Source organism: Haemophilus haemolyticus (assembly GCF_003490595.1).
GTDB classification, from domain to species: Bacteria; Pseudomonadota; Gammaproteobacteria; order Enterobacterales; family Pasteurellaceae; genus Haemophilus; species Haemophilus haemolyticus_L.
Window position 1 is genome coordinate 1 of the sequence record NZ_QQGY01000004.1, and the last position, 24,837, is coordinate 24,837.

The 24,837-nt window shown below is 38.0% G+C and carries 18 protein-coding genes and 1 pseudogene; 7 read left to right on the forward strand and 12 right to left on the reverse strand.

Features of this window, described 5'->3' with window-relative positions; all coding sequences use genetic code 11:
• Positions 1-221 precede the first annotated feature (221 nt).
• Positions 222-2,069, forward strand: coding sequence for a signal peptide peptidase SppA (gene sppA, locus DV415_RS03720; protein WP_118790045.1), 1,848 nt, complete (start codon positions 222-224; stop codon positions 2,067-2,069).
• Between the two features lie 65 nt (positions 2,070-2,134).
• On the opposite strand, the gene mnmC is transcribed toward sppA, so the two are convergent.
• Positions 2,135-4,147: a bifunctional tRNA (5-methylaminomethyl-2-thiouridine)(34)-methyltransferase MnmC2/FAD-dependent 5-carboxymethylaminomethyl-2-thiouridine(34) oxidoreductase MnmC1 gene (gene mnmC, locus DV415_RS03725; RefSeq protein ID WP_118790046.1), complete on the reverse strand. Its 2,013-nt coding sequence runs from the start codon at positions 4,145-4,147 to the stop codon at positions 2,135-2,137.
• 148 nt (positions 4,148-4,295) lie between these two features.
• Between mnmC and fabB the strand changes: the two genes are divergently transcribed.
• Complete coding sequence (gene fabB / locus DV415_RS03730; protein WP_118790047.1) at positions 4,296-5,516, forward strand: beta-ketoacyl-ACP synthase I; 1,221 nt, start codon at positions 4,296-4,298, stop codon at positions 5,514-5,516.
• Positions 5,517-5,582: 66 nt separating this feature from the next.
• On the opposite strand, the gene DV415_RS03735 is transcribed toward fabB, so the two are convergent.
• The gene (locus DV415_RS03735) at positions 5,583-5,846 is read right to left on the reverse strand and encodes a GrxA family glutaredoxin (RefSeq protein ID WP_005628952.1); all 264 of its coding nucleotides are present in this window, start codon (positions 5,844-5,846) and stop codon (positions 5,583-5,585) included.
• A 116-nt stretch (positions 5,847-5,962) separates the two neighbouring features.
• On the opposite strand from DV415_RS03735, the gene DV415_RS03740 reads away from it, so the two are divergent.
• Entirely contained in the window at positions 5,963-6,877 is a 915-nt protein-coding gene (locus DV415_RS03740) for a RimK family alpha-L-glutamate ligase (RefSeq protein WP_118790048.1), read from the forward strand.
• Positions 6,878-6,964: 87 nt separating this feature from the next.
• Here the strand turns inward: DV415_RS03740 and DV415_RS03745 are convergent, their stop codons facing one another.
• The 4 genes from DV415_RS03745 to DV415_RS03760 are packed head-to-tail and all read right to left on the reverse strand — an operon-like array spanning position 6,965 to position 10,312.
• A complete protein-coding gene (locus DV415_RS03745; protein ID WP_118790049.1) occupies positions 6,965-8,113 on the reverse strand; it encodes a pyridoxal phosphate-dependent aminotransferase in 1,149 nt (382 codons plus the stop codon).
• Positions 8,114-8,118: 5 nt separating this feature from the next.
• Positions 8,119-8,847, reverse strand: coding sequence for an amino acid ABC transporter ATP-binding protein (locus tag DV415_RS03750; protein WP_118790050.1), 729 nt, complete (start codon positions 8,845-8,847; stop codon positions 8,119-8,121).
• Positions 8,848-8,854: 7 nt separating this feature from the next.
• Complete coding sequence (locus tag DV415_RS03755) at positions 8,855-9,484, reverse strand: amino acid ABC transporter permease (protein WP_204626717.1); 630 nt, start codon at positions 9,482-9,484, stop codon at positions 8,855-8,857.
• 54 nt (positions 9,485-9,538) lie between these two features.
• Positions 9,539-10,312, reverse strand: coding sequence for a transporter substrate-binding domain-containing protein (locus tag DV415_RS03760; RefSeq protein WP_204626718.1), 774 nt, complete (start codon positions 10,310-10,312; stop codon positions 9,539-9,541).
• Between the two features lie 224 nt (positions 10,313-10,536).
• Here DV415_RS03760 and fdhF point away from each other — a divergent pair, with 224 nt between their 5' ends.
• Positions 10,537-12,696 (forward strand): formate dehydrogenase subunit alpha, encoded by a 2,160-nt coding sequence (gene fdhF / locus DV415_RS03765; RefSeq protein WP_239990908.1) that lies wholly within the window; start codon positions 10,537-10,539, stop codon positions 12,694-12,696.
• A gap of 104 nt (positions 12,697-12,800) precedes the next feature.
• On the opposite strand, the gene hypA is transcribed toward fdhF, so the two are convergent.
• From hypA to htrB, 5 genes are all read right to left on the reverse strand, one after another.
• Positions 12,801-13,142, reverse strand: coding sequence for a hydrogenase maturation nickel metallochaperone HypA (hypA, locus tag DV415_RS03770; protein WP_005633520.1), 342 nt, complete (start codon positions 13,140-13,142; stop codon positions 12,801-12,803).
• Between the two features lie 94 nt (positions 13,143-13,236).
• A complete protein-coding gene (gltS, locus tag DV415_RS03775) occupies positions 13,237-14,451 on the reverse strand; it encodes a sodium/glutamate symporter (protein ID WP_118788425.1) in 1,215 nt (404 codons plus the stop codon).
• 29 nt (positions 14,452-14,480) lie between these two features.
• Entirely contained in the window at positions 14,481-16,736 is a 2,256-nt protein-coding gene (gene parC / locus DV415_RS03780; RefSeq protein ID WP_118788424.1) for a DNA topoisomerase IV subunit A, read from the reverse strand.
• A gap of 67 nt (positions 16,737-16,803) precedes the next feature.
• Entirely contained in the window at positions 16,804-18,702 is a 1,899-nt protein-coding gene (parE, locus tag DV415_RS03785) for a DNA topoisomerase IV subunit B (RefSeq protein WP_118788423.1), read from the reverse strand.
• A gap of 73 nt (positions 18,703-18,775) precedes the next feature.
• Positions 18,776-19,711, reverse strand: coding sequence for a lipid A biosynthesis lauroyl acyltransferase HtrB (gene htrB / locus DV415_RS03790; RefSeq protein WP_118790053.1), 936 nt, complete (start codon positions 19,709-19,711; stop codon positions 18,776-18,778).
• 96 nt (positions 19,712-19,807) lie between these two features.
• Between htrB and hldE the strand changes: the two genes are divergently transcribed.
• On the forward strand, positions 19,808-21,238 hold the full coding sequence (hldE, locus tag DV415_RS03795; protein WP_118794419.1) for a bifunctional D-glycero-beta-D-manno-heptose-7-phosphate kinase/D-glycero-beta-D-manno-heptose 1-phosphate adenylyltransferase HldE: 1,431 nt from the start codon (positions 19,808-19,810) through the stop codon (positions 21,236-21,238).
• 55 nt (positions 21,239-21,293) lie between these two features.
• On the opposite strand, the pseudogene DV415_RS10415 reads toward hldE, so the two are convergent.
• Positions 21,294-21,671 (reverse strand): annotated as a pseudogene (locus tag DV415_RS10415) (TonB-dependent receptor domain-containing protein); the annotation flags it as partial.
• A gap of 221 nt (positions 21,672-21,892) precedes the next feature.
• Here DV415_RS10415 and DV415_RS03805 point away from each other — a divergent pair.
• Together DV415_RS03805 and DV415_RS03810 are read left to right on the forward strand one after the other, a co-directional pair.
• Positions 21,893-23,191: an ATP-binding protein gene (locus tag DV415_RS03805; RefSeq protein ID WP_118790056.1), complete on the forward strand. Its 1,299-nt coding sequence runs from the start codon at positions 21,893-21,895 to the stop codon at positions 23,189-23,191.
• A gap of 41 nt (positions 23,192-23,232) precedes the next feature.
• A complete protein-coding gene (locus DV415_RS03810; RefSeq protein WP_118790057.1) occupies positions 23,233-24,795 on the forward strand; it encodes an AAA family ATPase in 1,563 nt (520 codons plus the stop codon).
• Positions 24,796-24,837: the final 42 nt, after the last annotated feature.

Here is a 24,837-nt window from a genome sequence, read left to right on the forward strand (position 1 = left end):
ATTTTCCGATTCAGAATAGGTTGGAGAACCTGTAATTTAAATTCGATTGTGTAGTGTTTACCCATAAAAAAATCTGCACCTCAATTGTTGGTTTGTTGAGTCCAACTTTTGGGGTGCAGATCATTTTATTATTCCCTATGAATAAAAGTGCGGTGGATTATAGCATAGTTTTTGACAAGGCTTTGTGATACGCTAGTGCAAATTTTTTAAAGGTAATTTGTATGTTTCGAGTATTAAAATTATGTTGGAAAGCGCTATGTTTCATTCGTGATCTTGTGATGAATATTGTGTTTTTAGGCTTTGTACTATTGCTAGTGGCGATTATTAGCTTTTCAAGCGGTGGAAAAAAATCCACTGCATTAACGAGCGAAGGCGCATTATTGCTCAATTTAGATGGCTATCTAGCGGACAACCGAGATGAAACACTTCGTTGGCAAGATGCGTTAAGCGAATTGAATGGCGAGCACGTCCCTCGAAAAATTTCGACGTTTGATGTGGTATTTGCCATTAAACAAGCGGAAGATGATCCTAAAATTAAAGGATTAGTACTCGATCTTAATTATTTTGAAGGGGCGGATTTACCTGCATTAGATTTTATTGGTGGCGCTATCATCCAGTTTAAAAATGCAGGAAAACCGGTGATTGCTTATGCGGATAATTATTCTCAAGGACAATATTATTTAGCGAGCTTTGCTGATGAAATTTATCTAAATTCAATTGGGAGTGTGGATATTCACGGTTTATCGCAAGAGAATTTATATTTCAAAGAGATGCTCGACAAATTAGCCGTTACACCACATATTTTCCGCGTGGGGACGTATAAATCAGCAGTTGAACCATTTTTACGCAACGATATGTCGGCTGAGGCAAAAGCAAATATGCAACGTTGGTTAGGCGAAATGTGGAATAATTATGTTTTATCCGTCAGTGAAAATCGCAAGATTAAGAAAGAGAACATTTTGCCGAATGCGAAACAATATTTATCGGATCTTAAAGCGTTAAAAGGTAATAGTACCGCTTATGCCCAACAACGTGGATTAGTAACTGATGTTGTAACTCGTTTAGATTTAGATAAAAAATTTACCGTACTTTTTGGTAAAGGGAGTGACGGGAAAGCGAATCTCATTGAACTTGATGATTATTTGACTCAACTGCCTGATCGTTTAGAACATTACGATGTACCGAATAAAATTGCAGTCGTGAATGTTGAGGGAACGATCATAGATGGTGAAAGTGATGAAGAAAATGCAGGTGGCGACACCATTGCACGTATTCTTCGTAAAGCCCACGATGACAATTCTGTGAAAGCCGTGATTCTACGCGTTAATTCACCTGGCGGTAGTGCTTTTGCTTCAGAAATTATCCGACAAGAGACTGAAAATTTACAGAAAATTGGGAAGCCTGTGATTGTTTCTATGGGGGCAATGGCGGCATCTGGTGGTTATTGGATTTCATCCACTGCGGATTATATTATTGCCGATGCAAACACCATTACAGGCTCTATCGGTATTTTCGCGATGTTTCCGACTTTCGAAAATAGTATTAAGAAAATCGGAGTGAATGCAGATGGCGTTTCAACCACTGAATTAGCTAATACATCAGCGTTTTCTCCATTAGCAAAACCAGTGCAAGATATTTATCAAACAGAAATTGAGCATGGTTATGATAGATTTTTAGAAATTGTCAGCAAAGGTCGCCAGCTTTCTAAAACACAAGTAGATAAACTGGCTCAAGGTCAGGTTTGGTTGGGCAGTGATGCATTCCAAAATGGTTTAGTGGATGAGATTGGTTCTTTTAATGAAGCGGTCAATAAAGCAGAGCAATTAGTGAATCAACGTCAAGATACTGCTTTACAAGATTTTAGCGTAGAATGGTTTACAGATGATAACGTTAGTTTAATTAGCACTTTATTGCGCGATACTAAAAAAGGTACACAAGAGCAGTTAGTTAAATGGCTTGGTTTGCCTGCTCCAATTCAAAAATTACAAAAAGAATTGAATGTATTAACTAAATTTAATGATCCTAATGGTCAATATTTGTATTGTTTGAATTGTGGAAAAGTGAAGTAAAATTTACGTTTATTATGTTAACAGCACAAGTTTAATACCAGTGCTGTTATTTTTTTGAAGTAAAATTATTCCACGACGCTTCCTTTCAACCACTTTCTCACCCAGGCTCGGTTAGCTGAAAGATTATGTAATATAGCTTCGCTTATAGGTAATGGTTCGCCATAAATGATTGAAGCTAAGGTTTCACCTAAGAGTGGGGCGGAGGTAAGCCCACGAGAACCTAAGGCTGCGATTAAGAAAATATTCTGAAAATTGACCGCACTTTGAATAGGTTGTTTACGGCGGCGGAGGTTAAATAGATTGTAATAGTCGGCTTGTTGCTGTTCAAAATGGGGTACGTTTCCAATCATTGGGGCAAGATCTCTTACGGAGCAGCGGATGCCTACACGCGCTAGATTACCTGATGTATCCACATCTTGAGTCCAAGGTTGGGCGATATTTTGTTGGAGTTTTTGTTGATTTTCTTGTTGTTCTTGTTCGCTAAAATGGCGATCAACGTTATCACGAACATGGCTTGCACCGATGCAATGTGAGGTTTTTAATTGATCGGCTGGGGTGAGATAGCCATCATAACAAAGCACAGATTTCAGTTTGAGTAAGTTTTCTGATGTTGGAATTTGGCTGACTTGCCCGCGGATAGGGTAGAGCGGTAGCTTTTCTGTTTGAACAAAATCAGTAATTTTATATCCGTTCGCAAGAATGACGACTTCATGGCGGTATTTTTGACTTTGCGTATTTTCTAGTTCCCAACCTTTTTCTTGTTGAGAAAGTGCGGTAATTTTTTGTGAGGTTTTAATGACGACACCCTGCTTTTTAAGAAATGAAAAGGTATTTTGAACAAATTGTCTTGGTGCAAGCCAAGCCCCTTGTGCAACCCAACCGCCTTCGCAATTAAGCGGTAATCCCACTTTTTCACTAAGTTGTTCAGCATTCAGCATTTGGAAGATTTCGTTCGGCAAACCAATCTGAGAAATCTTTGTTAATTTAACCGCACTTTTTTCGTTGTAAGCACATAGTGCCACGCCACAAAATTCGTGCTCAAACGCTATGTTTTGTTCGATTGCCCAATCAAGTAATTGGCGACCGTAACTGAAAGCGTGCAGGTAAAAATCAACGGTGAGCGCATTATCATCGCTAAGTTGCGGATAAAATGCCCCTTGTTTATTGCCTGAGGCATTGAGTGCGAGCGCTTCATCTTCACAATAAATGGTAACTTTTGCCCCACGTTTTACTAAGGAAATAGCTGCACAAAGAGAAGCAATACCACCGCCGATAATAGCGACATCTTGTTTTTCCATTTTCGAAGGCTGAGCAAGATACCAAGGTGTGGAAAGTGCGGTAGATTTTGATTGTATTTTTAGCCCACTTAAACATTCTCGTTTTTTGCCGAAGCCTTTACGTTTTGTTACGTTAAAGCCTGCGGATTCAAGTCCTTTTCTGACCGAACTTGCTGCGGTGAAGGTGGCAAAAGAACCATTGGGTTTAGTGAAACGAAACATCAGATTATAGAGATCATCATTCCACATTTCGGGATTTTTGCTTGGAGCAAAGCCATCTAAAAACCAAGCATCAATACGTTCATTCATATAATCGCCAAGTTGTGGCAAGTTTTCTGATACATCACCCAGCCATAAATCTAACGTGGTCTCTTCAAAATGAATACGATGACAACCTAGAATCAATGAAGGCCAATAACGTTGCAAATGAGCACTTAAATTTTCAAACTGCGGATAGGCAAGATGCGCTTGCGAAAGTGCGGTGATTTTTAGCGGATATTTTTCAAAGGAAATAAAATTTAGGCGTTTTAAAGGATGATTCTCGTGTTGCTGGCGAAATTCACGGAACAATTGAGTTACTGCAAAGAAATTTAATCCTATACCAAATCCTGTTTCAGCGATGACAAAATTAGCCTCGTTGTGGCTTATCCAACGTTCCAAAAGTTGATTACCTTGTAGAAAAACATAATCTGTTTCTGCCAATCCATTTTCGTTAGAAAAATAGACATCATCGAATTGATCGGAGACGGGAATATGGTTTTGATTGAAGTGAATCTCAGCATGTTGCACGCTAAAGGTCATTTTTTATTCCTTCCTTGCCTAATGAAATTTGCGTATAATAACGCGATTTTCTAAACTGGTCGAACAAATGAATTATTGCTTGAAATATTTTTATTTCGTAGTAATTTTGAGCCGTTATTTTTACATATAAAACAATAAGGAAGAAGCAATGAGAAGAGCTGTAATTACAGGCTTTGGGATTATTTCAAGTATCGGTAACAACAAAGAAGAAGTATTGGCTTCATTAAAAGCAGGTAAATCAGGTATTGAAGTTGTGCCTGAGTTTGTTGAAATGAATATGCGTAGCCATGTTGCCGGAACAATCAAATTAAACCCAAGCGAGCACATTGATCGTAAAGTGTTCCGTTTTATGGGTGATGCAGCGGCTTATGCTTATCTTTCTATGCGTGAAGCGATTGAAGATGCAGGCTTAACAGAAGATCAGGTTTCTAATGATCGTACTGGTTTAGTGATTGGTGCTGGTACGGGTTCTGCACATAATCAATTAGTGGCGTGTGATGCGGTACGTGGCCCTCGCGGTGTAAAAGCAATTGGCCCTTATGCAGTAACGAAAACTATGGCATCAAGTGTTTCTGCTTGTTTAGCCACCCCTTATAAAATCCGTGGTGTGAACTATTCGATCAGTTCTGCTTGTGCAACCTCTGCACATTGTATCGGTCACGCAGTTGAATTAATCCAATTAGGTAAACAAGATGTCGTTTTTGCTGGTGGTGCAGAAGAATTATCTTGGGAATGTGCTACTGAGTTTGATGCAATGGGTGCAGTTTCAACTAAATATAATGAAACTCCAGAAAAAGCATCTCGTGCTTATGATGCAAACCGTGACGGTTTCGTTATTGCAGGTGGTGGTGCTGTTGTGGTTGTGGAAGAATTAGAGCACGCACTTGCCCGTGGTGCAAAAATCTACGCTGAAATTGTAGGTTATGGCGCAACTTCTGATGGTTACGATATGGTTGCGCCAAGTGGTGAAGGTGCAGAGCGTTGTATGAAACAAGCAATGGAAACGGTGGATACCCCAATTGATTACATCAACGTACATGGCACATCAACACCAGTAGGTGACGTAAAAGAATTAGGTGCAATCAAAAATGTATTTGGTGACAAAATCCCAGCGATTTCTTCAACTAAATCCATGACAGGTCACTCTTTAGGGGCTGCGGGTGCACACGAAGCAATTTACACGTTATTAATGCTGGATAATGATTTTATTGCGCCAAGTATTAATATCGAAACCTTAGATGAAGCCGCTGAAGGTTGCAATATCGTTACTGAGACGAAAGAAAATGCAGGATTACAAACTGTCATGTCAAATAGCTTTGGTTTTGGTGGTACAAATGCAACATTAATTTTTAAACGTTATAACGGTTAAAACTCTTTTATGAAAAAAGCCACTTTCAATTGAAAGTGGCTTTTTTGTATAAATTAAAAAGAAAAATTAAGCAACGATACCAAATTGTTCTTTCATTAATGCTTCAAAGTCAGTGCAACCACCGATTGGTTTTTCATCAATAAAGATTTGTGGTACGGTTTCTACTGGTTTACCAACTGATTTTGATAAATCTTCTTTGGTAATGCCTTCTGCGTGAATATCTACATAACGATAGTCAAAATCAGCAACTTCGCCTTTTAATTTTTCAGCAAGGTTTTTTGCACGCACACAGTAAGGGCAGCCAGGACGACCAAAAATAACAACGAACATAAGATTTCCTTTTTTGAGTTAAAAATTCTAGGCAATTCTACCTGATTTTTATCGTCTACATAAAGTGTTTTTATTTGTGTAATATACGGAACATCCTAGACAATGAGTTAAATATTATGAAATTACTAATGCTTTGCCGCGAACCTCGTCTTTATAGTTGCCAACGCTTAAAGGAAGCCGCTAAACACCAAGGGCATGAGATGGATATTTTAGATCCGAATCGCTGTCTCTTAAAACTCTCACAAAATCCACCGCACTTTCAGATTTTTTATCAAGAAAATTCAGAATCGGATCCTTATTTATTGCCTGATTATGATACTGTTTTGCCTCGATTTGGCACAACAAGTACACAAATGGGATGCTCAGTCTTACACCATTTTGAAGGCAAAGGGACTTTTTGTTTAAATTCATCTCAGGCATTTTTAAATGCGCGTGATAAGTGGAAAAGTTTGCAACTTTTGCTGAAGGCTGGTGTTCCTGTTCCCAATTCACTTTTAAGTGGCGGTGAAGTGCAAGCTCAGGCGACGATACCTCATATCAGTTCGCCGACAATTTTAAAAACGCTAAATGGTTCACAAGGAATTGGGGTAATTTTAGCTGAAAAGCCACAAAGTGCGGTAAGCATTATGGAAGCTTTTAAACAAACCAATATATCTATGTTGCAGCAAGATTTTATCGAAGAAGCGGGCAATGCGGATATTCGTTGTTTTGTGATTGGTGATCAAGTTATAGCAACGATGCAGAGAATTGGGCAAGATGGTGAGTTTCGGGCGAATTGTCATCGTGGCGGAAAAACCGAAAAAATTACCCTAAGCGATGAAGAAAAGCAGATAGCCATTCAAGCAACAAAAGCTATCGGTTTAGATGTAGCTGGCGTGGATTTAATTCGTTCGAAAAATGGATTATTGGTTTTAGAAGTGAATGCAAGCCCAGGCTTGGAAATGATTGAAAAAACAAGCGGGGTTGATATTGCGTTACAGATGATAAATTATGTTGAAAAGCAGGTTAATCTTAGTTTTAGAAATAAATAAAATTTGATATTAGTACTACTTTATTATTTGCACTGATTTGACTAACTTTTCTTAATGACCGCCCCATTCAAAGTGCGGTTATTTTTATTATAATTTTTGTATGAAATCATTAAGTGATTCTAAAAGATAGTTAATTTTTTCTTCTGTTGTTACATAAGATATTCTAATGAATCCTTCTCCTGCTTCACCATAATTTGTTCCAGGAACTACTGCAATTTGTTTTTCTTCCATTAGTTTATAGACAAATTCTTCTGATGTTAATCCCGTTTTTTTAATATTTACAAAAGCGTAAAATGCCGCTTCAGGAAGTATACAATCCAAATTTTTTATTTTTTTAATTCCTTGATAAAGTTGATTTCTTCTTTGTAAATAAGTTTGTTTTATTAAGCTGCTATATTGAGGTTCTTTAAGTGCTGTAATGGCACCTTTTTGAATAAAATTGGGAATCCCGCCATAAATTTGATCGTCTAATTCACTCATTATTTGAAGAGCATATGTATTTGGTGAACTAATAAATCCAATTCGATAACCAGTCATGCTATAAGACTTTGAAAATCCATTAATGACAAATGTATTATCAAAATTTTCTTGTTCTGGCGTTATAAAACTATGATGGTTTTTTTCAAATACTAATTCACTGTAAATTTCATCTGAGATAATGAACAGATTATATTTTTTAGCTAGTTTACCTATTTTAATAATATCTTCTTTATTAAATACTTTTCCTATTGGATTGCTAGGAGAATTTAGTAATAATGCTTTTGATTTTGGTGTGATTGATTTCTCAATGTTGTCGATATTGACTGAAAAGTCGTTATTTAAGTTAGCTAAAATTGGCTTTGCGTTAATGTTTTTAATTTGACCAATATAATTTGAGTAATGTGGTGTTAGTAAAATTACTTCATCATTGGGTGAAATTAGTGTGAGTAAAGTTAAATAAAGAGCCCCTGTTGAACCATAAGTAATCATGACATTTTTATTTGTGAATTGAGTATAATATTGTTCATTATAATTTTTACTAATGAGATTTCTTAACTCTATATTTCCTTGATTTTCTGAGTAAAATGTATCATCGTTTAATATGGCTTGAATAACTGAATTTTTGACATTAGTTGGAGAAGGGAGGCTAGGTTCTCCCATTGTATAATATTCTACATGGTCAAATTTTCTGGCTATTTGATTTATTTTTGGTATGGCTGAAAATTTTATATTTTCAGCTAATTTAGATAATTTCATTTTCTTTATTCATAATAATTGTGTAAAAATATTTTTGTTTTTTCTTCTTTAGGGGAGCGGATTAACATCTTACCTTGTTCAATAATTTCTCCATCAGACATAAAGATAATGTTGTCAGCAATTTGATTAGCAAATTTAATATCATGAGTGACAATAACCATTGTAAAATTAAGTTCTGTTAATTTTTTAATTATAGTTAGAATTTCCTTAACCCATTTAGGATCTAGTGCTGATGTTGGTTCATCAAAGAGTAAAACTTTTGGCGAGACTGCTATAGATCTTGCTATTGCAACTCGTTGTTTTTGCCCTCCTGATAATGTAGTTGGATACTGCATTAAAAAATCAAGCATACCTACTTTTTCTAAGCATGATTTAGCGATATCTTCAGCCTCTTTTTTATTTTTATTTTTTGCTGCTATCAAAGGAAAAGTAATATTTTCTATAACATTTTTATTTAAAAATAAATTAAATTCTTGAAAAATCATAGCTGATTTTTCTCTTAGTGATAGTATTTGAGTTTTGTTATAGTTTCTAGCGTTGATAACGAAATTATCTATTTCAATTACTCCTTCATCGGGTATTTCTAAAAAATTTAAACAACGCAACAGAGTTGATTTTCCAGAACCAGATTCTCCTATAATACAAACAACTTCACCTTGTTTTATTTCAAATGAGATATCTTTTAAAATTATTTTATTGTTAAATGATTTTTTAAGGTTATTAACTTTAATCATAGCAATATTATTTTTGATATTTTTTACCTAAATAACGTTCTAATCTAATTGATATTCGTTCAAGTAATATAATTAGCCCCCAATAAACTAGCATTAAAAGCATGAAAGTTTCAAAATAATTGAAGGTAACTGCTGCTCTTAATTTTGCTACAGCTGTAATTTCAACCACTCCAATGGTAAATGCAATACTGCTTCCTTTGAGAACATCAACTAAATTATTAAAAAGTGAGGGGAGCGCAACTCTAATTGCTTGAGGTAAAACAATTGATTGCATAATTTTTAAATGTGGAACTCCATGCGCTAATGCCGCTTCAATTTGGCCTTGAGGAACAGATAATATAGAACCACGAATTACTTCTTTCATATATGCTGCGGCATTAAAGCTTAAGGCAATAATGCATATAAAATAGGGAGAAGCTGTTTTTAATATAGGAAAAAGTGTAGGTAGTCCAAAATAAAGCAAAAATAATTGAGGAATTTGAGGTGTATTTCTGAAAAAAGAAACAAATACAGTAGCAATTTGGCTAAGAATAGGTGTTTTAAAATGATCTATTAAAACCAATATTACTGCCAGTAATAATCCTAAAATAAATGAAAAAAAAGTAATGCTAAGCGTTGTTGGTAACGCTTCTAGCATTGGTATAATTACCTTAAGATAATAGTCAGCATTCATAATATTGGCTTTAAATTATTATTTAATTTCTTTTGATACGTCTATTTCAAACCATTTTTTAGAAAGTTTAGTTAATGTACCATCATCTTTCATGGATTGTAATGTTTTAGAAACTAATTGAGATAACATTTTTCCTCTTTCAGATTTTGAAAAAGGATATGCATTCACTTCTACTACATTAGTATCACCTAAGATTTTTAAGTTAGAGACATTTTTTACAGTTAAAATTGCAGATGTTTTTGCTCTAGGCCAGAGATCACAACGTCCTAAAGCAACATCTTGCACGCTCATACCATCATAATACATAGGTTTGAGTTCTATGCCATATTGTTTATTTACAGCTTCAACAATGCGTTCATCACTACTGTTAGTTTCTGAACTAATTGTCATACCTGATTTTAAATCATTTAATGAATGTAATTTTTCATTATCTTTTGCTGAAATAAGTACATAAAGATTATAGGCATAGGGAATAGAAAAATTATATCTAGCTTTACGTTCATCAGTTATTGATACTTGTTCGGCAACGGTATCAATACGATCTTGATCTAACATAGGCCATAATCCGTCCCAATCACTGGTTTTGTATTCAATTTTATAACCAGTACGTTTACCAATTTCTTGCCATACATCATGATCATAGCCTTCTAATTTACCCTGTTCATTTAAACTCATCCAACCTGGAGTTGTTGATTCGCTAGCAACGATGATTGTTTTATTGCTAGGATGGGCAAAAAGGTTAACACTGATTAAACTTAATACTGCACCCAATGCCAAGGCGCACTGTTTCACTTTTTTACTCATATTAATATCCTATATTTGAGTGGTAATTCATTTTTTGCACGACTGTGCTTTTTTATTGTCTCATAAAAAAATTATGATGTATAAAAATTAAATAAAAACCTGTTTTATATCAAAAAATCCACAGAATTTATAAGCCTATGTTCTTTATTTAGGCGTATTATATTACTCGGAATGAGTAATTCATTCTGGTTATCTAAAATAAGGACATTACTATGACAATTAAAAAAGTGATTACTGTCTGTCCGTATTGCGCTTCAGGTTGTAAGATCAATCTATTGGTTGAGAACAACAAAATTGTGGGTGCTGAAGGTGCAAACGGTAAAACAAACGAACGGGAGCTTTGCCTGAAAGGATATTATGGCTGGGATTTCGTGCATGACACAAAAATCCTCACTCCTCGCCTAACTCAACCGATGATTCGCTACAAACGTGGCGAGCCGTTCACGCCAGTGAGCTGGGAAGAAGCAATTTCCTATTCAGCAAAACGTTTACAAGAAATTAGAGAAAAATATGGCAACGAGTCAATTATGGTAACGGGTTCTTCTCGTGGACCAGGTAACGAAGTGAATTTCGTTATGCAAAAATTTGCTCGTGCGGTATTAGGCAATAACAACATTGACTGTTGTGCACGTGTCTGACATGGCCCATCTGTAGCAGGTCTGCTCAAATCAGTGGGTAATGGCGCGATGTCCAACTCAATCGTTGAGATTGAAGACACTAAATGCGTGTTTATCTTTGGCTATAATGCCTCAACATCTCACCCTATTGTAGCGCGTCGTATTAACCACGCTAAAGCAAAAGGGGCGAAGGTTATTGTTTGTGACCCTCGTAAAATTGAAACCGCTCGTATTGCTGACATTTATGCGCCACTTGCTAACGGCAGTAACGTCGCATTTTTGAATGCAATGATGAACGTGATTCTTGAAGAAGGATTACAAGATCAAAAATTCATTGATGAACATACCGAAAATTTCGATGCGTTCTATGAAACTGTAAAAGCTTATACACCTGAATCAACTCAACATATCACTGGCATTGAGCCTGAAATGTTGAGAGAAATTGCCCGCACTTATGCGAAAGCAGAAACTGCGACAATTCTCTGGGGTATGGGGGTATGTCAGTTCCGTCAAGGTGTGGAAACTGTACGTGCGTTGGCAAGTTTAGCAATGCTTACCGGTAACTTAGGTAAACCAAATGTTGGTGTAAACCCTGTGCGTGGTCAAAACAACGTACAAGGCGCATGTGACATGGGGGCTTTATATAATACTTTACCTGGTTATCAAAGCTATGCGGATCCAGAAATCAACGCTAAATTTGCGAAAGCATGGGGCGTGCCATCTATTCCAACCAAACCAGGTGTACCATTGAGTGAAGTGCCACATGCTGTGGCAGAAGGTAAACTCAAAGCATTCTATATTATGGGTGAAGATACTTTACAAACTGAACCTGATTTGAATGCAATGAAGCAAACCTTTAAAGATCTTGAGTTTATTATTGTTCAAGATATCTTTATGACTCAAACTGCAGCGGAAGCGGATGTGATTTTACCAGCAACATCTTGTGCAGAACACGAAGGTGTTTATAGTGCGGCTGACCGTGGTTTCCAACGTTTCTATAAAGCAGTGGATCCTGTTGGTGATGTGAAAGACGACTGGGAAATCATTAGTCTTATGGCACAAGCTTTGGGTTATCCAATGCATTACAACAACACCAAAGAAATTTGGGATGAGTTGCGTGAGCTTTGCCCAATTTATAAAGGTGCAACTTACGAAAAAATGGAAGGCTTGGGTTATATTCAATGGCCATGTACAGATGAAGGCCCTGAAGATCAAGGCACTACATACTTGTATGAAGGTCAAATCTTCGACCGTCCAAATGGTAAAGCTGAATTCTTTGCTTGCGATTGGGAACCACCAATGGAAGAAGTTTCTGAAGAATATCCATTAGTGCTTTCTACCGTGCGTGAAGTTGGTCACTATTCTTGCCGTTCAATGACGGGTAACTGTCGTGCACTTGCTGCGTTGGCAGACGAACCAGGATTTGTTCAAATGAATGACCAAGATGCAAAAGCTTTAGGCATAAAGAATAATGAGCTTGTTTGGATTTCTTCATCTCGTGGTAAAGTTATATCTCGTGCTGATGTAAGTTCTCGTACTAACAAAGGTGCGTGTTATATGACTTACCAATGGTGGATCGGAAAATGTAACGAACTCACTGCTGAACATTTAAATCCGGGATCTCGTACTCCGGAATATAAATACAGCGCGGTGCGTATCGAAAAAATTGAAGATCAACGTTGGGCTGAGCACTATGTTGTAACTGAATATACTAAGCTCAAATCTCGTTTAAAAGAAACCGCACTTGTGGCTTAATTATAATATTTATCATGATTAGGACAGGCTTTATGCCTGTCCTTTTTTATGCTTAATGAAATATGATATGGGTAAGAATATTGGAAATGCTAAAAAAGAGTGGTTTATTCAAAGGCAATTTCTTTAATACGTAATTCATCACCACTTTGTCGTTGCAAGTGTATGCTGCCACAATTTGGACAAGAATCATGATGCGCTTGTATCTCAACCAATTTTTGACACTGCCAACACCAGGCTTGCGCTGCTATAGGAATGAGATGTAGTTTACAGCCTTCAGCAGCCGTGCCTTGAAAAGTTATGTCAAAACAAAATTCTAATGCGTCTGGTTCTACACAAGAGAGTGCGCCAATTTCCAACCAAAGATCCGTGACTTTTTTTATATCGTGACTTTTACATTGTTGTTCTACTATTTCCAGCATATTTTGACAAAGAGATAATTCGTGCATAATTTTTCCTTTTGTTTTTCTTCCTTAAAATAAATGCCTTTATCAATTCAAGATAAAGGCATTTCTCTAAAATATTATCAATTTCAACCGCACTTTACGCGAGCATATTTACAACTGCAAATGAGACTTTTAATAGCGCAGCGTTGATTAAGTCGATAAAGAATGCACCGACCATTGGAACGATTAAAAATGCTTTGTGTGATGGCCCAAAACGGCTGGTGACCGCTTGCATATTTGCGACTGCAGTCGGAGTTGCCCCCAAACCGAAACCACAGTGACCTGCGCTTAATACGACAGCATCATAATCTTTACCCATTGCACGATAAGTGATGAAGATTGCAAAGGCAGCCATAAATGCAACTTGAATAGCAAGAACGACTAATACATCGACAGCTAAACCTGCAAGTTCCCAAAGTTTTAACGACATTAAAGCGATCGCTAAGAAGATTGATAAACCCACGCTACCTAATACATCAATAGCGGATTCAGCCACTTGGAAACGAAAGATATTGGTTAAAATATTGCGGATAATTACACCAGTAAATAAACACCATACGAAAGTTGGTAATTGAAGTGCTGTACCTTTTGTTTGTGCATCTAAATATTGTCCGATAAGCAAACAGATAGACATCATTGCAATAGTTTCAATTAAAGAACGTGAAGTAATTTTACGTTTGTAAGTTGGATGTTCAAAGGCTTCTTGAACATCATCAACTTCATCATTTTCAGGGTTTTCGCCTTGTTTTTGACGATTTAATAAGAAACGTGCAACAGGACCACCAATGATACCACCAAAGACTAAACCAAAGGTTGCACAAGCCATCGCTATTTCAGTTGCACCTTGTAGATTAAATTGATGAACGAATGTATCAGCCCAAGCTGCACCCGTACCATGACCGCCAGTTAATGTGACAGAACCCGCTAATAAACCGTATGCTGGGTGGATACCTAATGCTAATGAACCCGCGATACCAATAATATTTTGACAAATAATCAGTAAACCAGCGACAAATAAAAATACGATAAGTGGTTTTCCGCCTTTAATTAAACGGGAAAAGTTTGCGCTTAAACCAATGGAAGTGAAGAACACTAACATCATGGTAGTTTGCAAATTTTTATCAAAGTTAAAGGATGTTCCATCGACTTTATGCCAAATTAAAAGACCAATGGCAACAATAAAACCACCAACAACTGGCTCAGGAATGTTGAAGGTTTTTAAGATGCTGATTCGTTTAACGAGAAAATAACCCAAGAGCAAGACTAAGCTTGCTAGTGCAAGGGTTTCATACGTGCTAAATGTATGACTCATAAATTGGATCTCCCTATGTTGTGTTTAAATTATGTGTTGTGTTGCGGTTCGATTACCAGTATTTCAACATTGGTATGTAATCCGCGTGGTAATGTCGAACCTTTTCTGCCTCGTTCTGCTCGGAACTTCTGCAGATCTTCCGGTTTTAATGTGAGTTTTCGTTTGCCAGAATGAAATTCAAGACTTGCTTGACCTGAAATGAGCAATAATTTTATCAATAATTCGCTACGATCTTTTGCATTCGCAGCGGGAATAGTGACAATTTTATTGCCTTTACCTTTTGATAATACCGGTAAATCTTTTGCCGGAAAAATCAACATTCTGCCTGCTGATGTTAGCGCAATGAGAAGTGCGGTTGCATTCGGCAGAATTTTAGGTTCTAACACTTTGGCATTTTCTGGCAAAGAAATCAAGGCTTTTCCTGCTTTATTGCGAGCAATTAAATCTTCAAATTTACAAATAAAACCATAACCTGCATCAGAAGCCATCAATAATTCTTGCTGTTCACTCGCCATTACGACATATTCAATGATCGCTCCAGCTGGTAAATTTAGCTTACCCGTGAGTGGTTCACCTTGCGAACGTGCGGAAGGTAATGAAAGCGGGTCGAGTGCATAACTCCGCCCTGTACTATCAATGAATACAACGGCTTGATTACTCTTGCCACAAGCGTGAGCTCGATAATTATCACCCGCTTTGTAGCTTAATGATTTAGGATCGATATCGTGTCCTTTGGCGCAACGTACCCAGCCCATTTCGGATAAGATGACAGTGACAGGCTCTGCTGGCGTCATGTCACTTTCAGAGATCATTTTGGCTTCTTCACGTTCGACCAGTTGAGACATCCGTGGACTGGCATATTTTTTCGCATCTTCTTGAATTTCTTTTTTGATAAGCGTATTCAAACGGCGTTCTGATCCTAAAATTGCTTCTAAATTTAACCGCTCTTTTTCAAGTTCATCTTGTTCAGCTTTGAGTTGGTTTTCTTCTAATTTCGCTAAATGACGTAAGCGTAAATTTAAAATTGCATCGGCTTGTTCATCGCTTAAATTAAAGCGTGCCATAAGCTCTGCTTTTGGATCATCTTCGTGGCGTATAATTTCGATAACCTCATCAATATTTAAAAAGGCTATCATCAAGCCTTCTAAAATATGCAAGCGAGAGAGTACTTTATCTAAGCGATATTGAAGGCGACGAGTCACGGTTGTTCGGCGGAAAGTAAGCCATTCATTTAAGATTTCTAATAAGCCTTTTACCGCAGGTTTATGATCAAGCCCGATCATATTCATATTTACACGGTAGCTTTTTTCAAGATCTGTGGTAGCAAATAAATGTGCCATTAACGCATCAGTATCGACGCGATTTGAGCGAGGAACTAGCACAATGCGAATTGGATTTTCGTGATCGGCTTCATCACGAATATCTTCTAGCATTGGCAGTTTTTTTGCCGTCATTTGTTCGGCTATTTGTGCAATAACTTTGGATGGCGAAGATTGATGCGGAAGTGCCGAGATAATAATCTCGCCGTCTTCTTTTTTCCAAGTTGCACGCATTTTTATTGAGCCACGACCTTGCTCATAAATTTTACGAATTTCTGATTTTGGCGAAATAATTTCCGCTTCTGTTGGAAAATCTGGGCCTTGAACAATTTCAAGTACATCATCTAATCCCGCATTGGGATTATCTAGCAACATTACTGCCGCATCAGCAATTTCGTTAATATTGTGTGGTGGAATATCTGTCGCCATACCCACAGCAATACCTGTTGTGCCGTTCAATAAAATATGAGGCAAACGAGCAGGTAAATACTGTGGTTCGGCCAAGGTTCCATCAAAGTTTGGTTGATAATCAACTGTTCCTTGTCCGAGTTCACTCAACAAGATTTCAGAGATTTTAGAAAGGCGCGATTCTGTATAACGCATGGCAGCGAAGGATTTGGGATCATCTGGCGCCCCCCAGTTACCTTGACCATCTACAAGCGGATAACGATAAGAGAAGGGTTGTGCCATTAACACCATTGCTTCATAACAAGCGCTGTCACCATGTGGGTGGAATTTACCGAGTACATCACCGACGGTACGGGCAGATTTTTTGTATTTTGCCGTAGCATTCAAGCCAAGTTCAGACATCGCATATACAATACGGCGTTGAACGGGTTTTAAACCGTCACCGATAAAAGGCAACGCACGATCCATGATGACATACATGGAATAGTTGAGATAAGCCCTTTCGGTGAAGGTACGTAGAGGCATTTGCTCAATGCCTTCATAATTGATATTTGTCATTTTGGTTTCTGTTAATTGAATAGATTCTTAATTTATTAAAATTCGGATTTACTGAGATTAATTTAGTCTAAACAGATAAATCAACCTGATCGCCTTTCGCTTGTAACCAATTTTTACGGTCTTCGGAACGTTTTTTCGCTAATAACATATCCATGAGTTCTAATGTATCCGCGCCTTGGTTTTCCTCTAAATCATAAGTTAATTGAACAAGGCGACGAGTATTAGGATCCATTGTTGTTTCACGTAATTGCGATGGATTCATTTCACCTAAACCTTTAAAACGTTGAACATTCGGTTTGCCTTTTTTATTTTTCAATCGATCTAAAATCGCCTCTTTTTCATTTTCATCTAATGCGTAGAAGACTTCTTTATTTAAGTCAATGCGATAAAGTGGTGGCATTGCGACGTAAACGTGACCATCTTGTACCAATTTCGGAAAATGACGTAAGAACAGGGCACAGAGTAGGGTGGCAATATGCAGACCATCGGAGTCAGCATCCGCGAGAATACAGACTTTACCATAGCGAAGTTGTGATAAATCATTGCTGTCAGGATCGATCCCTAGAGCCACGGCGATATCGTGAATTTCTGTTGAACCTAATACTTGATCAGGGGAAACTTCCCATGTGTTTAAGATTTTCCCACGTAACGGCAAAATCGCTTGATATTCGCGATCACGGGCTTGTTTTGCTGAACCGCCCGCAGAGTCGCCCTCCACTAAAAATAATTCCGTTTTTTCTAAATCCTGTGAGCCACAATCTGCTAATTTCCCTGGTAATGCAGGGCCACTAACAAGTTTTTTTCGTACGACTTTTTTTGCTGCGCGTAATCGGCGTTGTGCAGAACTAATGGCAATTTCTGCTAATTTTTCAGCGTCTTGTACGTTTTGGTTGAGCCATAGACTGAACGCATCTTTTAAAACACCGCTGACAAACACTGCACTTTGGCGTGATGATAAGCGTTCCTTAGTTTGCCCCGCGAATTGCGCATCCTGCATTTTAAGGGAAAGAATGTAAGAACAACGATCCCAAATATCATCAGCGGTAAGTTTTACCCCGCGTGGTAATAGATTTCTAAATTCGCAAAATTCACGAATGGCATCTAATAATCCTTGACGTAGTCCATTAACATGTGTTCCGCCTTGAATTGTTGGAATTAAGTTTACGTAGCTTTCGCCAATCAGTTCACCACCTTCTGGCAACCAAAGTAATGCCCAGCTAACCGCTTCATTTGTTCCTTTAAATTCACCAACGAATGGTTTTTCCGGAAGGGTTTCAAAGCCATTTACTGCTTCGATAAGGTAATCGGAAAGACCATCTTCATATAACCAAATGTCTTGAGTATTGTTTACTTTATCAATGAATTTGATTTCAAGCCCTGAGCAGAGTACTGCTTTCGCTCTTAATAAATGGCGTAGGCGGCTAACGGAAAATTTTGCGCTGTCAAAATATTTTGGATTCGGTTTGAAGTGAACAGTTGTTCCTGTTGTGCGTCGGCCACAAGTCCCAATAACTTCCAATTCTTCTACTTTATTGCCGTTTTCAAAGGCAATTTTATACACTTCACCATTACGTTTGACTTGAATATCCACGCGTTCAGAAAGGGCGTTCACCACAGAAATCCCCACACCGTGTAAACCACCCGCAAATTCATAATTTTTATTGGAGAATTTACCTCCTGCATGTAGTTTAGTCAGAATCACTTCTACGCCAGAAACCCCCTCGGTTGGGTGAATATCCACAGGCATACCGCGACCATTATCTGTAACTTCAATGGATTGATCTGGGTGTAAAATTACTTCAATTTTTGTGGCAAAACCCGCGAGGGCTTCATCCACGCTGTTATCAATAACTTCTTGTGCGAGGTGATTCGGACGAGTGGTGTCTGTATACATACCGGGGCGAATTTGCACCGGCTCGAGATCTTTAAGAACGGTAATTTCTTGAGCTGAATAATTGGTTGTCATGGTTAGATGAGTCGTTAATTTTTTAAATTTGAGAAAATTCTATCAAAAAGTGCGGTGATATTCGACCGCACTTTTAATCGTATAAACTAGGCGTATTTTCATCTGGACGCGTTTTGAAACGACGATGTAGCCACATGTATATCGTTATGTCCTTCATTATTTCCTTTTCAACGATTTGATTCATTCGCGTAGCAATCGCCGTTTCATCTTGTAAATCCGTAAAATCAACAGGCGCTGAAATGCTCACGGTATAGCCTGAACCATCTTTATTGCGTAATGGGGCAAATGGAATCACTTTGCTGTTTGGTGAGGATTTCAATAAATAATAACTACCAGTGGTTGTGCAAGCATCGGACACCGCAAAAAAGGGTACAAAAACGGCATTTTTCCTGCCGTAATCATGATCAGGCGCATACCAAATGGTTTCTTCATTGCGTAGGGCTTTGATCATCCCACGCAAATCTTTACGATCAAGCATATCTTTATTGGAGCGTAAACGACCTTGCGTTTGTAGCCAATCAAGCAAAGGATTATCATTTGGACGATAAACACCAATGCCGGGATGATGCAAACCAAGAATGCGTGCGCCAAGTTCTAGCGTTAAGAAATGAACACCGACGAGAATAATTCCATCTTTTTGATTTTCTTTTAGATAATGTAAGCCTTCAACTTTTGACCATTTTTTGATACGTGAATCCGACCAAAACCAAGCCATACCTGTTTCGATAATTGCCATGCCTACTGAGCGGAGATTTTCTTGCAAAATCGCCTCACGCTCGTTTTCAGGCATATCAGGGAAACAAAGTTCAAGATTACGGCGTGCAATGGCAGCTCGACGTTTACCCACTTTTAAATGTGAAAACAGCCACCCGAGACCATGACCAATATGGCGCAAAATAGGGTAGGGAAGACATAAAATACTTCGCCAAATTGCCACGCCTAACCAAAACAGCCAGTATTTTGGGGCTAAAAAGTGCGGTTGAAATTGAGGGAGTTTTTCGTTTTTCATTGTTCTTTCCACGTAAGTTAGGGGCGTAGTTTATCGTAAATTTGAGTTGTGGTAAAATCGCCACAATTTTGGTTATTCAAATAGAGAGATTTTAAAATGGCTCAATATTCAGCAGAATTTAAGCAAGCAAAAGTACTCGTATTAGGCGATGTGATGCTTGATCGTTATTGGTTCGGCGCAACCAATCGTATTTCACCAGAAGCACCTGTACCAGTAGTTCGTGTACAAGAAAATGAAGAGCGTGCGGGTGGTGCAGCAAATGTGGCGATGAATATTGCTTCACTTAATGTACTCGTTCAGTTAATGGGATTGATTGGACAAGATGAAACTGGTTCGGCACTTTCCCACTTATTAGAAAAACAAAAAATCGATTGTAATTTTGTTGCATTAGAGACCCATCCAACCATCACTAAATTACGTATTTTATCTCGTCACCAACAGTTACTTCGCCTTGATTTTGAAGAAGATTTCAATAATGTAGATTGCAAGGATTTATTAGCGAAGTTAGAAAGTGCGGTGAAAAATTACGGTGCTTTGATTCTTTCTGATTATGGTAAAGGCACGCTTAAAGATGTTCAGAAAATGATTCAAATTGCACGCAAAGCGAATGTGCCTGTGTTAATTGATCCAAAGGGAACTGATTTTGAACGTTATCGTGGTGCGACATTATTGACGCCCAATATGTCTGAGTTTGAAGCTGTTGTGGGTAAATGTAATACAGAAGAAGAGATTATTGAGAAAGGTTTAAAATTAATTTCTGATATTGAATTAACCGCACTTTTGGTGACGCGTTCTGAAAAAGGCATGACATTATTACGCCCAAATCAAGAGCCTTATCATTTGCCAACCGTTGCAAAAGAAGTGTTTGATGTGACGGGAGCTGGTGACACTGTCATTAGCGTATTAGCAACCGCATTAGCAGATGGACGTTCTTTCGAAGAATCTTGTTACCTAGCCAATGTTGCTGCTGGAATTGTGGTGGGGAAATTGGGGACTTCAACGGTTTCGACTGTGGAACTTGAAAATGCGATTCATGCTCGTCCTGAAACTGGATTTGGCATTATGAGTGAAGCTGAATTAAAAGATGCTGTCGCACAAGCTAAAGCGCGCGGTGAAAAAATTGTGATGACTAATGGCTGTTTCGATATTTTGCATCCAGGGCATGTTTCTTATTTAGAAAATGCACGTAAATTGGGTGATCGTTTAATTGTCGCGGTAAACAGCGATGATTCTGTTAAACGCTTAAAAGGTGATAGTCGCCCAATTAATAATCTTGAAACTCGTATGGCGGTATTGGCTGGTTTGGCATCAGTGGACTGGTTGGTGCCATTCACTGAAGATACACCACAACGTTTAATCGGCGAAATTCTACCAGACCTTTTAGTCAAAGGCGGAGATTACAAACCCGAAGAGATTGCAGGCAGTAAAGAAGTGTGGGCGAATGGCGGCGATGTTCGCGTATTGAATTTCGAAAATGGCTGTTCAACTACAAACGTGATTGAGAAAATCAAAGCGCTGAAAGATTAATGACTTTATAAAAACAATACGGGCAACCTGTTTTACAAGTTGCCCGTTTTTTATTTTAGAATTTATATCGGATATTGCCGAAATAAATGCGTCCTTCTTCTGGGTAGCCAGCTTGATAGTAGTCGTTTTTATCAAAGAGGTTTGATACATCCGCTTCTTGGCTCACATAAAGTGAAAGATTTGGTAACATTTTCCAATCAATAAATGCAAAGAATTTATGTTTTGGCACGTTCTTCACAATGAGATCTTGGGTTTTATTTTTTGCATGGGTATAGGTGTAGTTTGCCCCTAACGTTAAATTATCCGTTGCAAAAAGATTAACGGAGAGTTCAACTCCTTTAAACGCTTCTTTACCTACGTTTTGATATTGGTTAAGTTTTTTGCTAATTGCGACTTCTTCAATGGCATCTTTTACTTCAGAGTAGAAAAGAGCGCTAAACGGGAAAAAGTGCGGTGGGATTTGCGGGCGTTTTTGTCGTCCCGCTTTTCAGGCTACCTGCGCAACGGCACGATACAGCGGAAAAACTTTTCCCAAACCAACCGCACTTCAAATCCAAACTTCCTTTGTAAAAATGTGGCATCTAGCATTTTTTCGTTGGAAAAATGTATTTTTCCCCACTATAATTCCAACCAAAAACTGAAAAGGAGTAGCCTATGCAACGCCATATTCTTCAATCCCTTTCCCAATGGAAACGCAAACCCAATCGCAAGCCGCTGATTATTCAAGGCGCGCGCCAAGTGGGCAAAACTTGGGTGATGAAAACCTTTGGCGCGGCGGAATTTGAACAAGTCGCCTATATCAATTTTGACAACAATCCGCAGATGCAAGCCCTGTTTGGCGGCGATTTTGACATCAACCGCCTGCTGCTCGGCTTGTCCATCGAGGCGGGTGTGAGCATTAACGCCGACAATACCCTGTTGATTTTTGACGAAATTCAGGCAGTGCCGCAAGCCCTGACCGCGCTGAAATATTTTTACGAAAAAGCACCGCACTTGCCGATTATCGCCGCCGGTTCGCTGCTCGGCGTGGCGTTGCATCAGGGCGTGTCGTTCCCTGTGGGCAAGGTGGAATTTTTGCCGATGTATCCGATGGATTTCGGCGAATTTCTGCTGGCGCTGGACGAGAAGCCGCTGTACGACCTGTTGCGCTCGCAAGATTGGGCGTTGATTGCGGCGATGAAAACCAAATACATCGACCGCCTGCGTCAATATTATTTTGTCGGCGGTATGCCCGAGGCGGTGCAGACTTTTGCCGATACGCAAGACGTACAGGCGGTGCGCTCGGTGCAGCAAAATCTGCTGCTGGCGTATGAATATGATTTTTCCAAACACATTGACGATCCGCGTCTTGTGATACGTGTGCGTGCGCTGTGGAACACCCTGCCGCAGCAGCTTGCCAAGGAAAACAAAAAATTTGTGCTCGCCGATATGCAAAAAGGCGCGCGCTTCAAAGATTACGAACTCGCCCTGCAATGGCTCAAAGACAGCGGGCTGGTTTACCCCGTTTACCGCATCAAAAAACCGCATCTGCTGCTGTCGGGCTATCAAGAAAACATTTTCAAACTCTATTGCCTAGACGTGGGCTTGCTCGGCGCAAAAAGCCAGCTAGACCCGACTACGTTGCTTGAGCCGACCCGCTTATTTACCGAATTTAAAGGCGCATTGACCGAGCAATATGTGCTGCAACAACTGCAAGCCGGCCAGCCCAACCCGATTTTTTACTGGGCAACGGAAAAAGGTACGGCGGAAGTGGATTTTGTATTGCAGCGCGGGCAGGACGTGATCCCGATTGAAGTGAAAGCCGAAGAAAACCTGCGGGCAAAAAGTTTGAAATCTTATGTGGAACAATATCAGCCGAACTTGGCGGTGCGGGCTTCCATGTCGGATTATCGGGCAGAGGATTGGGTGGTGAATGTGCCGTTGTATGGGATTATCAACTACCAAAATTTTTGATAGAATTAGAAAATTATATTTACTTTAAAGAGAAGCAATCAATGAATACACATAACATATCTCCAAATTCGGATAGAGACTATATAGATAATATAGATTTAAGCAATGAAAAGAACTTTCCCATTTTCCTTAAAAAAATTAGATTTGATCATTTTAAACAAATAGATAATTTAGAAATAAATTTTAATCATCCTATATCTGTTATATCCGGAATAAATAAAACAGGAAAAACCACTATTTTGATGACAATAGCATGTAGCCATTTAGATTTCAATAAGAAAAATATTAAGAATGGAATATTAGAGCGCCATACTTGGAGCTCATTCATGAGGATGACTAAGTATGATCAACAAATATTTGATTGGACTTATTATTTAACATATAAAACGGGAAAAAGAACAGAGGAAAGACAAGGAAAAAGAAATTATCAAACTAAAAAGTGGAGTGGTATAGGGAAAAAAGAGTCCCAATTCTTTAATGATAAAAAGAAAAGAGTAATTCATGAAGTTAGATACATTGATTTATCAAGGTTACTACCAACTAGGAATTTTGGAGATGCTGCTTTTAAAATTGCCAATGAGAATCAGCAACAAAATTTAAGTCTATCTGATATTATAATTGATAAATTAAATAAATATTTGTCATATATTTTTGAAGAAATTATTCAAAATCAACAGCACTGCGACTATTTAGATAAGCTCATATTTACCTATTCAAACTCAGGTAATTATTCTAGCTTTAATGCAGCTTCTGGCGAAGAGGCTATAATGCGCCTTTTGTCAGAAATACTTGAAGTAGATGAGAAAGGATTGATACTTATTGATGAAATTGATGCGGGTCTTCATCCTAAAATACAAAGAAGGCTACTTGATGTTCTATACCACATTTCACGGTATGAGGGTAAACAATTCATTATCACATCACACTCACAGACAATACTTTCTTCTGTACCAATTAAATCTAGAATTTTCATTGAAAATAAAAACGGGAAATTTTCTTGTATTCAAAATTCAAGTTTAAATGCCATGCTATGTAAGATGGATAGTGAGTTACATACCCTATTTGATATTTACTGTGAAGATGATATTGCAAAGAAAATAATTGAAAAAATGTTTATGGAGCTAATGGAGCAAGATGTATTTACTAAGCCTATAAATGTAATTATTTGCGGTTCGGCAAATAAAACATATGATAGTTATAAACTGTATAAGGATACCTATCAACAACGAAAAATAAAAACAGGGTATGCCTGCATACTAGATGCAGATATGAAAGGACAAAAATCCTCATATTCGGAGCAGAAATTTTCTGATGATGCTAATGTCCACTTTCTTTTTGGAAGAATGACAGATCATAATCCAGAAAAATTTCTAGTTGAACAATATCTTTCCAAAAATCCAAATACCAATTTACAGTATCATTTAAATAACACTAATAATCATGCTTTATTTGACAAAATGATTGAGTTAAATCTTTCTCAGAATAAAGATGGAGCATTCAATCAATGCTGGGATGCGATGATTCAAAATAATCCAAATTATTTAGATGATTTTAAGACATTCATTGGGGAGCGGATAGAATATTTCACAGCTGAAAATTTATAGTAATACATTGTGTTTTATAGAATAAAATGACTACTAACTGCA